The 12,258-nt window shown below is 59.8% G+C and carries 14 protein-coding genes; 3 read left to right on the forward strand and 11 right to left on the reverse strand.

The genetic code is table 11. The features are described from left to right. Positions 1-124: 124 nt before the first annotated feature. The 3 genes from NW818_RS04150 to NW818_RS04160 are packed head-to-tail and all read right to left on the reverse strand — an operon-like array spanning position 125 to position 2,462. Positions 125-529 (reverse strand): DUF4351 domain-containing protein, encoded by a 405-nt coding sequence (locus NW818_RS04150; RefSeq protein ID WP_414423905.1) that lies wholly within the window; start codon positions 527-529, stop codon positions 125-127. Beyond that, positions 526-981, reverse strand: a complete 456-nt coding sequence (locus NW818_RS04155) for a hypothetical protein (protein WP_414423906.1) — start codon at positions 979-981, stop codon at positions 526-528. Before NW818_RS04155 ends, NW818_RS04150 begins: the two co-directional genes overlap by 4 nt. Positions 982-1,001: 20 nt before the next feature. Then, on the reverse strand, positions 1,002-2,462 hold the full coding sequence (locus tag NW818_RS04160; protein ID WP_414423907.1) for a TldD/PmbA family protein: 1,461 nt from the start codon (positions 2,460-2,462) through the stop codon (positions 1,002-1,004). Positions 2,463-2,743: 281 nt separating this feature from the next. Between NW818_RS04160 and NW818_RS04165 the strand changes: the two genes are divergently transcribed. Further along, positions 2,744-3,364, forward strand: coding sequence for a uracil-DNA glycosylase (locus NW818_RS04165; protein WP_414331024.1), 621 nt, complete (start codon positions 2,744-2,746; stop codon positions 3,362-3,364). Positions 3,365-3,421: 57 nt separating this feature from the next. Here NW818_RS04165 and NW818_RS04170 read toward each other — a convergent pair whose 3' ends face one another. Together NW818_RS04170 and NW818_RS04175 are read right to left on the reverse strand one after the other, a co-directional pair. Further along, entirely contained in the window at positions 3,422-4,270 is an 849-nt protein-coding gene (locus NW818_RS04170) for a methyltransferase domain-containing protein (RefSeq protein ID WP_414423908.1), read from the reverse strand. Between the two features lie 126 nt (positions 4,271-4,396). Continuing rightward, positions 4,397-5,056, reverse strand: coding sequence for a CDP-alcohol phosphatidyltransferase family protein (locus NW818_RS04175; protein WP_414407724.1), 660 nt, complete (start codon positions 5,054-5,056; stop codon positions 4,397-4,399). A 427-nt stretch (positions 5,057-5,483) separates the two neighbouring features. Here NW818_RS04175 and NW818_RS04180 point away from each other — a divergent pair, with 427 nt between their 5' ends. Next, positions 5,484-6,467: an ABC transporter ATP-binding protein gene (locus NW818_RS04180; RefSeq protein ID WP_414344385.1), complete on the forward strand. Its 984-nt coding sequence runs from the start codon at positions 5,484-5,486 to the stop codon at positions 6,465-6,467. A gap of 74 nt (positions 6,468-6,541) precedes the next feature. Here the strand turns inward: NW818_RS04180 and NW818_RS04185 are convergent, their stop codons facing one another. From NW818_RS04185 to NW818_RS04195, 3 genes are all read right to left on the reverse strand, one after another. Beyond that, entirely contained in the window at positions 6,542-7,657 is a 1,116-nt protein-coding gene (locus tag NW818_RS04185) for a glycosyltransferase family 4 protein (RefSeq protein ID WP_414423909.1), read from the reverse strand. Positions 7,658-7,796: 139 nt separating this feature from the next. Then, complete coding sequence (locus NW818_RS04190) at positions 7,797-7,937, reverse strand: hypothetical protein (protein WP_414423910.1); 141 nt, start codon at positions 7,935-7,937, stop codon at positions 7,797-7,799. Between the two features lie 131 nt (positions 7,938-8,068). Then, a complete protein-coding gene (locus NW818_RS04195; protein WP_414423914.1) occupies positions 8,069-8,875 on the reverse strand; it encodes a M50 family metallopeptidase in 807 nt (268 codons plus the stop codon). A gap of 84 nt (positions 8,876-8,959) precedes the next feature. Here NW818_RS04195 and NW818_RS04200 point away from each other — a divergent pair, with 84 nt between their 5' ends. Continuing rightward, on the forward strand, positions 8,960-9,592 hold the full coding sequence (locus NW818_RS04200; RefSeq protein ID WP_414423911.1) for a class I SAM-dependent methyltransferase: 633 nt from the start codon (positions 8,960-8,962) through the stop codon (positions 9,590-9,592). 22 nt (positions 9,593-9,614) lie between these two features. Here the strand turns inward: NW818_RS04200 and NW818_RS04205 are convergent, their stop codons facing one another. Genes NW818_RS04205 through NW818_RS04215 form a run of 3 tightly spaced genes read right to left on the reverse strand, consistent with a single transcriptional unit; the run spans position 9,615 to position 11,928 of the window. Further along, positions 9,615-10,442: a thiazole synthase gene (locus NW818_RS04205; RefSeq protein WP_414409283.1), complete on the reverse strand. Its 828-nt coding sequence runs from the start codon at positions 10,440-10,442 to the stop codon at positions 9,615-9,617. Between the two features lie 32 nt (positions 10,443-10,474). Continuing rightward, positions 10,475-10,672 (reverse strand): sulfur carrier protein ThiS, encoded by a 198-nt coding sequence (gene thiS, locus NW818_RS04210; protein WP_414423912.1) that lies wholly within the window; start codon positions 10,670-10,672, stop codon positions 10,475-10,477. Beyond that, a complete protein-coding gene (locus NW818_RS04215; RefSeq protein WP_414423913.1) occupies positions 10,660-11,928 on the reverse strand; it encodes an FAD-dependent oxidoreductase in 1,269 nt (422 codons plus the stop codon). Before NW818_RS04215 ends, thiS begins: the two co-directional genes overlap by 13 nt. Between the last annotated feature and the right edge of the window lie 330 nt (positions 11,929-12,258).

Here is a 12,258-nt window from a genome sequence, read left to right on the forward strand (position 1 = left end):
TTCGCGTTAGCGTCGCGTAGCGACAAAGCATCCAATGTCTCGTCCAATGTGGCGGCTTGCGACTGAGACACCTTGAGCCTGCAGGAAAGGGTCAGGACTTGGGTCATACCCTTACGGTACCTCATCAAAGTGCATTCCTCCCGACCCTCGCCCTGTGGGCAGAGGGCGGGGCTCCTGCGGTTTCTAGCTGACGGGCCAGCCAGGCGGTCAACTCTTCCGAGCTGCTGAAGTCCAACAGAGCTTCCCCCAGCGCCTCCAGTTGTGACGTTGACAAAGCCCAAATCTTATTCTCAAGGGCCGGGTCAAGGGATCCCAACTTCCGCCTGAGCAGCCGCAAAACCAGCGTTGCTTCCCCGTGTTGCAATCCCTGTTGTAATCCTTGTTGCAATCCTTGTTGTAGCCCTTGTTGCAGGCCCAGTTGTAGTCCTTCTCTGCGTCCTTCTTTGCGCCCTTCTTCCAGCCCCTCTCGCAGAGCTTCTGCCCGCCACTCTTGGTAGATCACCGATTCCCTCTTATCCAAAGACCTCATGATCTGCCAATCAAACCCCGATCCAATGCTAGTCCTGCCAAGACGGCTGTTGCGGCTGCCAATTCCCTTCTCTCACTGGGGTCTGCCAAGCTCTCTAGCTCACTGACCACCTCTCGCAAGGTTTCTGCTGGATCTTCCACCTGGCTTAGAACCCGAAACGGTAGCAGGGCTTGCCGATCCGCTCCGGCCCTCAAATCGCATTCCCACAGGCGGACAACATCAAACTCATGGCTCAGCCTCTCTAGACGAAAAGAGGTCTGGAAAACTCGCTCCGACCCCGTTTTGCGCAAGTCAATCGCGTTAGCGGTGCGGAGCACCTTGACCACCTGCCGCACCGATAGGTGAGGATACCTCCGATAGAGTCGGAGCCGAGCCACTTCTCCCATGAGCCAGCGGGCAAACTGCTCTGGGAAACGCTCGGCCAGATATTTGCAGACGTTGTCATAGGCCATGTCGAGGTGGATCCCTGGAATTAGCGACCGCCCACGGTAATGGAATCTACCTTGATGTGAGGCTGCCCGACGGTGACGTAAATGCTGCCACTTACAGAGCCACAGAACCCAGCTGCCAAGCTGAGGTCCTTAGAACACATGGAAATTTTGGTCAAGATGTCTTTGGCTTCTCCGATCAGAGTGGCTCCCTTGAGGGGTTTGGTAATCTTGCCGTTTTCGATGAGATAGGCTTCTTCGACGGCGAAGTTAAATTGCCCAGTGGGGCCGACGCTCCCTCCCCCCATACGCTTGCAGTAAATGCCTTTGTCGATAGAAGCAAAAAGATCGTCCAATTCTGCATCTCCGGGGGCAATGTAGGTATTGCGCATACGGCTGGCAGGGGCAAAGGTGTAGTTTTGGCGGCGACCGCTGCCGGTGCGAGGGTGGCCGGTGCGCATTGAGCCAGCCCGATCCGCCAAGAAGTTTTTCAAAATGCCCTTCTCGATCAGCAGAGTGCGCTGGACGGGCATCCCCTCGTCATCCACATCCAGGCTGCCAAAGGCCCCTTCAGAGAGACCTTCGTCCCAGGCGGTGAGGTTTTTGTGGGCAATTTTCTGGCCTTTTTTGTCGGCAAAGGGAGTGGTTTTGCGCTCAATCTGGGTGGTTTCCAACAGATGCCCGCAGGCTTCGTGGAAGATAACGCCGCCAAAAGCGTTGGACATCACAATCGGGTAGGTGCCGGATTCCACGTAGTCGGCATAGAGCATCTGGCCGGCAGCTTCTGCCAGCTCCCGGCTATGGGCCTCCAGATCCCAACGGCGCAAAAAGTCGGGATCCCCCGTACCGCCGGAGCGTTGACTGACAGAGGCGCGATGGGATCCATCGGCACAGAGCAGCGTAGAGCTCACGGATTGGGTGAGGCGCACATCCCGCACAAAGGTGCCATCGCTGCAGGCCACCAGAATCTCTTGCCAATCGCGGAAATAGGTGGTGCGGCGGGACTGCACATGGCGGGCTTGGCGACCCAGTTGCTCGTTGGCTTTGAGCAGGATCTCCCCCATCTCCGCAATGGGGCTACATTCCTTCAACCAGCCATCTTTGCGGCGACGCTCGCCGTAGTCCTGCAGCATCTCCAGGTTGACGGCAGAGACCAGCGCTGTGGGGCCAGGAGGGGTGAAGCCCATCAGCGAAAGGCCCTTCTCCAGAGCAGCCTTGAGACCGGCAAAGGACAGATCGTTGGTGCTGACGTAGCAGTCGGCCAAGCCGCGAAACACCCGCACGCCGGCCCCGGTGGAGAGCCGTGGGGTGATGCTGGTGATGGCGTCATCTTCGGCCAGGCAACTGATGGAATTGCCCCGTTCTAGAAAAATCTCCACCAAATCGGCACCGGCAGCGCGCCCCCAGCCCAACAGGGCAGAGAGGGGATCCCGCCAATCCTCGTCGAAGCGCTGTAGAGTATGACGGTAGTTCAGGTTGGGCAGTTCTTTGGACAAAAGCAGCATGGCAGGCTCAGGGAGTAGAGACGAGCTAAGGCCGGCGCAAGTTTTCGTTTTCTCAGTTTAACTAAGGAGTAAAGGTTCTCCCCTGCCGGCAGGTTGGCCTTGAGCTTGACAAGGGCGGGGGAGCAATCGAAGATCGCTGCACAAGGAAACCTCGACTTGCAATGGCTGCCAAGAAAAAACCGCCGGAGCTTCAGCCCAGCCTGTTTGACGATCCCATCGAGCCGCCAGCCCCGGCGGAGGAGACACTCCCCCAGTGGGATCAGATCCCCCTGTCGGCCCAGGTGTCCATCCCCCCCGGCACTTACAGGGATTTGGAGCAACTGAAGCAGCATTGTTTGGTATGCCAGCGCTGCGACTTGGCAGCCAGCCGTACCCATGTGGTGGTGCATCGGGGCAACCCCAAGGCAAGGATTTTAATCATCGGAGAGGGGCCAGGGGAAAGCGAAGACCTGCAGGGGCTGCCTTTTGTGGGCAAGTCGGGACAATTGCTGGATAAAATCCTGGCTTCGGTGGGGCTGGATCCCGAGCAGGACACCTACATCTGTAACGTGGTCAAGTGCCGCCCCCCTAACAACCGCGTGCCCACCCAGGAGGAGATGGACGCCTGCCGTCCCTATCTGTTGGAGCAGATTCGCCTGGTGGATCCCTGGATTATTCTGCTCACGGGGGCCACCTCGGTGCGCTCCCTTTTGGGCGAGAAGCGAGGGATCACCAAGATCCGCGGGGAATGGATCCAGTGGCAGGGACGCTGGTGTATGCCCATCTTTCACCCGGCTTATCTGCTGCGCAACCCAGACCGCACCCCTGGCAGCCCCAAGTGGTTGATGTGGCAGGATATTCAGGCGGTGAAGCAAAAGTATCTGGAACTCACCGGCACAGCACCGCCCCAGCCCAACTTTTGAGCCCATTTCCCCAAGCGCCCCTTCTCCCAAAGGGGAGCAAGGGATCCCTGCGGTGGGCTAGCTTTTGGGTTTGAACCCAGTCAGCAGGCCAAAGCGAAGCAAGCCGGTGGCATAAGCCCGACGCATCAGGCCCAGCCCCAGCGCCCCGCGAACGGTAACCCAGCCGCTGCGCAGCAAAGCCCAGATCCAGCGCCAGTCGCGGGCGGAAGCGATCACCTCATCCCAGAAAGGGGCCACTCGCTCCGACCAGTCGGCGCTGCGCACCTGCTCAAAGCCCACCTGTTGGGCCAGAGCCTCGTAGCTGGAGAGGCTGATCACATAGGGCAGGCAGTACACCTCGTAGATTTTCTGCAAAAGCTGTTGATCCTGCCGACTCAGGGATCCCTCGCGGTGGCACCAGGTTACCACCATCACCTGCCCGCCCGGTTGCAAGACCCGCCAGCATTCGGCCAGAAACCGCTGCTTATCCGGCATGTGCTCGCCGCTTTCCAGAGACCACACCAGATCAAAGGTGTTGTCTGCAAAGGGCATCTCCAGGGCATCGGCCACCTGAAATCGCACCTTGTTGCTCAGGCCGGCCTCTTGGGCGCGCTCCGTAGCCCGCTTGGCTTGGACGGGGCTGAGGGTAATGCCCGTAACCTGTGCCCCAAAGCGCCGGGCTAACTCCAAGCTGCTTCCCCCAATGCCACAGCCAAGATCAAGAATGTGCTGGGGAGGGCAGGGATCCCCGATCTGGCCCCACTGGATAACCCTATCAATCAAGTCAATCTGAGCTTGGCGGCGATCCTTACCGGTTTGGCCCGGCTCGTAATAGCCATGGTGCATGTGCTCCCCCCACACCCGCTCCCAGAGGCCGGAGGAGGCATCGTAGAAGTGGCGAATGCGTTGGTTGAGGGTGGAGGTCACGGCGGCAGATCTCGGTCTATGGCTTTCTCATTTTGGATCCTCTCGCCCGGTGAAATCTGATGGGGAACCCTTGTAACCCAACTCGCGCCAGCCGGACGGAGCCATAGTAACAGACCCTTTCCGGGCTCACCTTGGAGCAGAAAGCGATCCCAGCGCCCAAACCAACCGCTGCACAGCACTCAAGAGCACCAGAATCGCCATCAGCCCAAACAAGCCCACCATGTACTCCGGGAAAAGGAAAAACAAGCCGTAGAAAAAGATGGTTTCGCTGCCCTCGATAAGCCCCGACGGCATACTTAAGCTGGTCAGTTCATCCAGGGATCCCGCCCCGACAGTGCCATCCGTCCTTGTTGCTCCGCAACGCTGTCGCGAACGCCGTTTTTCCAACAGCCCTGCCAAATACATCCAGGAGCAAAGGTTGATGTAAAAGCTGGCCAGCATCAGAGCCAGAGAAGCATAGCCCAGCAGGGATCCCTGGTGAAAGGCCAGCCCCAGGGGAACGACTGCGTAGACCACCACGTCCAGCAGCATATCCAGGTAGCCCCCCAGATCGCTTTGCCGTCCCTGCAGACGAGCCAACGTGCCGTCCAGCCCATCCATAAACCGGTTCAGCAACCACAGGCCCAGCCCCCACCCGTAGGCCCCGTAAGCTGCCGCTGTCCCAGAGGCCAGGCCCATGGCAAACCCCGACAGGGTAATGGCTAGGGGATGCACCTGTTGGAGAGGGGTTTGCAGCACTGGAGCCAACAGCCGCTCCTTCCACTGCCTAAGCACCTTATCCAGCAAGAAACACTCCTTTCTTATTGCTCTGCAACGCTGTTGCCGATGATCACCACCGGCTGGGATCCCACAAAACCTCTGGATTCAATTTTCTTGCTCCGCACCGCCAACGCGATGGAAATCATCATCCCAGAATCATCCCAGATGATGAGAATAGATGATGAGACTGAAGGGAGGTCAGAGCAAAGTGCTGTGCCTACGGCAAAGGAACCGCACCGCTGTTGCGAATGAAGCGGATACCTACGCGGAGTATGTTTGCTCTGGCCCCTTTCCTCTACCGGAAGTGCTGCGGCAAGCCTAGGCTGGGACAAAGCCTGTGGGTAAACTAAAGGTTAGGCTGGGTAGCCTATCGCCTGGCGGACTGTGTGCTCCTTAACTCGGTGTTCGCGGCACCTTTTTCTCCCTCAACTCCAACATACCTACGAGCGAGTCCATGAGCGAGACCCCCACTTCCCCAGCAGAAGCGTTCGCGGCACCAGAGCCGGTCATTGCCATCACCGGCCTGACCAAAACCTATCGCACAGGATTTTGGCTGAACAAGGTGGTCAGCCCCCTCAAAGATTTTTCTCTGACTGTGGCCCGCGGAGAAACCTTTGGGCTGCTGGGGCCCAACGGGGCCGGGAAAACCACCACCATCAAATGCCTACTGGGCATTGTGGAGCCCACCCGCGGCAGCGGCACTTTGCTGGGCAAACCCCTGGGGGATCGCTCCATCAAGCAACAGGTGGGATATTTGCCGGAGAACCCCTATTTTTACGATTACTTGACGGCATGGGAGTTTCTCCAGTTTGCCGGCAAGGTGTTTGGTCTGCCCAATAGCCTGTTGAAGGAGCGGATCCCGCAACTGCTGGAGCTGGTGGGGCTTTCTATAGATACGGCCCGCAAAAAACAACTGCGCACCTACTCCAAGGGCATGCTGCAGCGCACTGGCATGGCCCAAGCGCTGATCAACGACCCAGAGCTGGTGTTTCTGGATGAGCCGATGTCGGGACTGGATCCCATGGGCCGCTATCAAATGCGCGAGATCATTCTGTCCCTCAAGCAGCAGGGCAAAACGGTGTTTTTCAACAGCCATATCCTGGCGGATGTGGAAGTTATCTGCAACCGAGTCGGCCTGATCATCGGCGGCAAATTGGTGCATCAGGGAACTTTGGATGACTTGCTGGGAGAGAGCAAAAGCTATCGGGTACAGGGGCACGGTGGCGCCGTCGAACAGTTCCGCGACCGCCTAGAGCACTTCTCGATTCAGGGATCCCATTGGTCGGGGGAATGGAGTGGATCCCTACCGGAGTTGCTGAGCCTTTTGAACCAAGCGGGGGCACTGGTCACCGACTTGCATTGGCAACGGCAATCCCTAGAAGAATTCTTTGTGGAGCAAGTGCGGGCCATTGAAGGGGATCATCCGGTCTCTGCCTAGGCTGGCCGCTGGCGTTGGAGAGAGCAAGGCGGAGTCCTCATGTGCCCCGAGCCTTTCCCACTAGGGAACCACTGCTAGCCGGCGGCAATGACGGATCGGTAGTAGTTCTCCAACTGTTGGGTGGCTGCCGACCAGCTCCAACGTTCTGCCTCTTGGCGGGCTTGCTGTCGGAAGAGCTGTCGCTGCCCGACGCTGCTCAGGAGTTGCTGGGTAACCTGGACAAAGTCGCTATCCGAATTGGGATCGAACAGAAAGCCATTGCGCCCACTGTCCACCACATCGGTAATGCCACCGCAGCGGGGGGCGATCACCGGACAACCGGCAGCCATGGCTTCCAACAGAACTAGCCCCAAGGTCTCAGTGCGGGAGGGGAACACGAACAAATCCGCCGAAGCAAAGGCCGCTGCCAGAGACTCCCCCTGCAGATAGCCCGTAAACACCACATCGTAGCCGGCAAAATGTTGCTCCAGGGATCCCCGCTCTGGCCCATCCCCCACAATAGCTAGGCGCGCCTGCGGGATCCGCTCTAGCAACACCCGGATCCGCCCTACTTCCTTCTCAGCCGAAAGCCGTCCCACGTAGAGCAAGAGAGGCCGTTCCGGTTGCCCCGCCGTGAGCCGAGCCCGCATCTCTGAACTGGCCGCCTGGGGATGAAACAACTCCGTGTCCACTCCCCGCTGCCACAGTTGCACCCGCTCAATGCCGTGGGCGCTCAGCTCCTGCATCATGGCCGTCGAGGTGCAAAGATTGACCCGCGCCAAATTGTGCCCCAGCTTCAGGAGATTCCACAAAACCCCCTCCAGAAAGCCCAGCCCATAATGCTGCAGATACTTCGGCAGATGGGTATGGTAGGAGGCCACCAGCGGGATCCCCATCGTCTGGCTGTAGTAGAGGCCCCCCAATCCCAAAACTGCCGGGTTCACCACGTGGATCACATCCGGTCGGAAACGGCTGAGCAACTTACCGATGGCCGGGCCAGGGGCGGCCAGCTTCAACTCTGGATACAAAGGCAGTGGCATCCCCGGGATCCCGTAGACCCGTGCCCGTGCAAACCGCCGCGGGGCTCCCCGGGGCGCGACGATGAGCACCGAGTTACCACGAGCGGTTAGGTGACGCACCGTGTGGCAGAGGCGGGTAACAATGCCGTCCACCTTGGGCAGAAACGTCTCCGTAAACAGGGCTATGCGCATCAGGGATCCCAAGCCTACCGTTATTGCTCCGCAACGCTGCTGCGACCGCGCTACTCGGACGGAGCCCTTAAAGACTCTAGAATGAGTGTTGCACAAAACGGCAACGCTGCTACGACCTCCGTCAGCAGACTCAAGTACCTCATTCCACCGGTGCAGAGTAGGGCATCGGCTCAAGTTCGGTGAAAGTCTGCACCTGGCTTTGGCCCAGCGTGTCTGCGGCGGTTTTGCTGATCAACAGTAAGGTCGCCGCCAGGGCCAGCCCGATAATATCCCGCCACATGCTCCACTCCTCAACTCCTCACTCCTCTTGCCCATTACTGTAGCGGCGGTTTTCTCGACTGGGCAGGGATAGAGGACGGATTTTTACATAACACGAACCACTGCCAAAATTGCGGCTTTGCCCCCTGCCGGCTAGTCCCGGAACGTCAGCTGCAAGCTGGTTATCAGCAGCACCAAAGAAGAGACCGCCATCACCCCTCCCCAAAACCAGTAGGGCAAGAACAAGTTTTGGGCAATCTGGCTGGAATCGGAGTGGATCACCTGCCCGTTGATCACAGCAGAGGCCGTAAACAAGTAGTCGAGCTGGTGGTAGGTGCTCACACAGGCCTGCACCCCCAAAAACTGTGCAGCGAAGCCCCGCAGCCAGGGGGAGGCCCAGCGAGCTACCGCCAGGATCCCCAAACCCATACCCAAGAGGAACAGGAGGCCAAAGGGAGAGCGAACCCAGAGCAGCGTCGATAGCAACAGCAGGGATCCCAGAAGTACCAGCCCCAACCGAGTTGTGCTGTGGCGGCGGGAGGCAAGGATGAACAGGGCCCCAGCCAGCGGCGGCCCCATCGGCCCAGCAGCGGCCACCAAAGCTTGCCCCACCCGTCCCAAAAACAGCTCGCCACTGTGAATGGCCAGCCCCGAGCCGTCGGGATAGATCTCCAGACGATGAAACTCCCCACCCAACAGCACTGCCGTCAAGCCGTGGCCCATCTCATGAAACCAGGTGGCCAGAATCGTAAAGGGGTAGAGGATATAGTTGCCCCAGGGGAGCTGCCAGAGCAAGACCGTCAGACCTGCAGCAGCCACCAACCAAACCAAGCTGTGCCGGCCAGGTTTCTCGGAAGGGGAGGGAGGCAGCTCAAACTGAGTCATCATCAGCAGGTGGATGGAGAAAAGGCCTAAGATGGCCCATCGCCCCAGACGACTGCCGGCGGGAAAAAGTTCCACATAGGCCAAGAAAATAGCCAGGCCAACTCCCCTGCTGGGAGAGGGGCTAGGTAGGCTGAAAGAGCCCCTGAGGGATCCCTGTCTGTGGCCACCTTCCTGCGCGACTGGAGCTACCGCTTTCCCTGGCTTTACCGCAGCATCAGTCGCGGGGCTGCTCTGGCGGTGGGGGGATACGAGCGGCTGCGGAAATTGCCCCTACAAGGGATCCAGATTCATCCCCAGGATCGGGTGTTGGATCTCTGCTGTGGCCCAGCTGAAGTAACCCCACTGTTGGCGGAGCTGAGCCAGCAGGTGGTGGGCCTGGATGCTTCCCCCAAAGCTCTAGCGGCAGCCCGCAAACGCCTTCCCCAGGTGGAGTTTGTGGAGGCCTTTGCCCAAGATATGCCCTTTCCCAATGCCAGCTTTGATTGGGTGCATACCAGCTTGGCTCTGCACGAATTGTCCTTCGCAGATTTGGAGCAGGTGCTGCGGGAAGTGTGGCGGGTGCTCAAGCCGGGGGGAGGACTCTTGATTCTGGATCTGCACGCGCCTCGACAACCCTTGATCTGGCCTGGGCTGGCCCTCTTTTTGGCCCTGTTTGAAACCGAGACCGCCTGGGAGCTACTCAAGCTGGACTTGCCCGAGCATTTGCAGCAGCAGGGTTGGCAATCCATCCGGCAGACCCTCCACGCTGGGGGAGCTCTGCAGGTTATCCAGGCGCGAAAGCCTGCCGCCTGAGCTGCACCCCTGAGAGCGGCAGTCAGCCCTGGTGCCAAAAGGGAGTGCCGAGGACGGGCGTACTGGGCTGAGCTGTTTCCTGAGGGATCATGGCCCCGGCCAGGTAGGCTCGGCGGCCTGAGCGCACCGCTTCTGCAAAGGCCTCGGCCATGGCCACCGGATCCCGGGCCAAGGCCACCGCCGTGTTTAGCAGCACCCCGTCGAAGCCCCACTCCATCACCTGGCAGGCATGGGAGGGCAGGCCCAAGCCGGCATCCACGATCAGCGGCGCCTCGATCCGCTCCCGCAGCAGGCGCAAGTTGTAGGGGTTGAGAGGGCCTTTGCCGGTGCCGATGGGGGCCGCCCAGGGCATCACCACCTCACAGCCAGCATCCAAAAGCCGCTGGCAGAGCACCAGGTCGTCGGTGCTATAGGGCAGCACCTTAAAGCCGCGCCGGACCAGCTCAGCAGCAGCAGTGGGCAGTTGCACGGGATCCGGCTGCAGCGTGTAGTCATCCCCAATCAACTCCAGCTTGATCCAGTCGGTGCCAAAAACCTCACGCGCCATCTCCGCCGTCGTGATCACCTCCTGCAGGCTGTGACAACCGGCGGTGTTGGGCAGAACCGGGATCCCCATCTTCTGCAACAGGGCCCAAAACCTCTGGGAAGTTTCTGGCCCCAGTGCCCCTTGCCGCCGCAGAGAAACCGTCAACAAACAGGGCTGCGCGCGCGCCACCGCCTGCTCCAAAATGGCCGGCGAAGGGTAGCGAGCCGTACCCAACATCAGACGGCTGGGCAATGGTTGGCCATAGAGCACCAAAGGATCCTCATCGGCCAGAGTTGAGGGAGAGCAATGGAGAAGGGTGGACATGGCTGAGGCAGATAGAAAAGCGGACTTGAGCGCTAGCCGCCGGCAACCGGAGCGACGATCTCCACCTGGTCGCCTTCTTGCAGACGGGTTTGCTCGTGCTGCGCACGTGGCACAAACTTCAGATTAACCGCTACCGCGAAAGGGCCGCTGGCCCCCACCTGAGCCACTGCCTCGGCCAAAGTGGTGCCTTCCGGCAAATCGTAAGGCTTTTGGTTGATCAAGACACGCATGGCGACAGGGACTCACCGGAAAGAGGGGCAGCCTGCACCTGAAAGGGGATCCCAAGCTGCTGAGCCAAGCGACAACTGCCCTGGTGAAGATACTCCAAGACAGCATCGTGGATGGCCGGGGAGATCAGAAAGCCATGGCGATAGAGGCCGTTGATCTGCAACAGGCGAGGTGAGCGCTCCACCACGGCTGGCAGGTTATCCGCCAAGGTGGGACGACATTGGCTGCCCAATTCCAGGATACGCGCTTCTGCAAAGGCAGGATGTACGGCGTAGGCGGCGCTGAGCAACTCCAAAGCCGAGCGAACGCTCACCGGCGAGCGATCCTCAGATTCGATCTCGGTGGCTCCCACCACAAACACCTGACCCGGCTTGGGAGCGATGTAGATCGGATAGCGAGGATGCAACAGCCGGGTTGGACGCCGCAAAGAGACTTCCGGGGCATACAGGCGCACCACCTCACCCCGAACTCCGCGCAGCAGTCTTGGCCCGCCCCATTCTTTTTGGGATCCCAGGCCGCGGCAATCCAAAACCCACCCACCGGTTTGCTGCTGCCAAGCTTGGGCCTGCTCCAGATCCCAGGGGCAACCCCACTCCACTTCCACCTCGTGCTGCCGCAGCTTGGCCAGCAGAGCCGACAACAGTTGGCGGTTGTCCAGTTGGCCCTCTTGGGGAAGATACAGGCCCTGCGCAAATCGCCCGGCTACCGACGGCTCCAGCTCGGCAATAGCCTGGGCATCCAGCGGCTGAGGGCGGGGGAGATGCGGGAGGTGTTCCCCCACAGCGGCCAGCAGGGACGAGAAACGTCTGGCTTCCCCGGCATCTTGGCGGTGCCAGAGGATCAGAGTGCCTTCTTGCTGAAAGAAAACCGGCTGCGGCAAGCTGGCCAAAAGAGAGGGCCAACGAGAAAGGGCGTAGTATCCCTGGGCCACCACACTGGCTTCGGCGATGGCAGACTCGGCCAAAGGAGCCAGCATAGCAGCGGCAAAATGGGCAGCACTGCTCTCAACAGCAGCAGCAGGAGCCGCCTCCACAATGCGGACGGGATGCCCAACCTCGACAAGGCTGGCGGCCAACAGACGCCCCATCAGCCCAGCCCCGAGGACAAGGATGGGATCCCGCTGCGCTGCCCAAGGCCAAGTGATCCCTACTGCTGACGCAGCAGCGGATGGGCCCGTCAGGCTGGCTGCCGGATTTGTCAGAGAAGAGGAGGGTGGAAGGGTTAAAGTGCCCCGCACCACTGGCACGATGGATTCCATACTGGATCCCATGATAGGCTTTCCAGCTCGGCGATGAATCTGCTCCCACCTGTGCCTGCATTTGTTGATGGAGTGCTGGGCCAAGCTTCGCTGGAACGCCTTTTCACTTGGAGCTTTTTGTTTGATCTCGCTGTTGGTCTCCGGGATCCGTCTGGGGGTGCCGGTGTTGCTGGCGGTGTTGGGGGAGGTGATCACGCAGTGTTCTGGCATTCTCAATTAAACCGGAATGAAACATTTCCCTCTAGCCCCCTTCTCCCTCTGAGAGAAGGAATGGGGGTGAGGGCAGTGGCGCGGAGCGTTTAGGGGGTGTCTCAATCTAGTTTGAAATGA

It is taken from the genome of Synechococcus sp. R6-5, from assembly GCF_047461775.1.
GTDB lineage: Bacteria > Cyanobacteriota > Cyanobacteriia > Thermostichales > Thermostichaceae > Thermostichus.

Coding starts and splice junctions, on each gene's coding strand:
- NW818_RS04180 (WP_414344385.1), top strand. CDS start 5,484: ATGAGCGAGACCCCCACTTCCCCAGCAGAAGCGTTCGCGGCACCAGAG.
- NW818_RS04150 (WP_414423905.1), bottom strand. CDS start 529: ATGAGGTCTTTGGATAAGAGGGAATCGGTGATCTACCAAGAGTGGCGG.
- NW818_RS04205 (WP_414409283.1), bottom strand. CDS start 10,442: ATGTCCACCCTTCTCCATTGCTCTCCCTCAACTCTGGCCGATGAGGAT.
- NW818_RS04185 (WP_414423909.1), bottom strand. CDS start 7,657: ATGCGCATAGCCCTGTTTACGGAGACGTTTCTGCCCAAGGTGGACGGC.
- NW818_RS04190 (WP_414423910.1), bottom strand. CDS start 7,937: ATGTGGCGGGATATTATCGGGCTGGCCCTGGCGGCGACCTTACTGTTG.
- NW818_RS04215 (WP_414423913.1), bottom strand. CDS start 11,928: ATGGAATCCATCGTGCCAGTGGTGCGGGGCACTTTAACCCTTCCACCC.
- NW818_RS04155 (WP_414423906.1), bottom strand. CDS start 981: ATGGCCTATGACAACGTCTGCAAATATCTGGCCGAGCGTTTCCCAGAG.
- thiS (WP_414423912.1), bottom strand. CDS start 10,672: ATGCGTGTCTTGATCAACCAAAAGCCTTACGATTTGCCGGAAGGCACC.
- NW818_RS04160 (WP_414423907.1), bottom strand. CDS start 2,462: ATGCTGCTTTTGTCCAAAGAACTGCCCAACCTGAACTACCGTCATACT.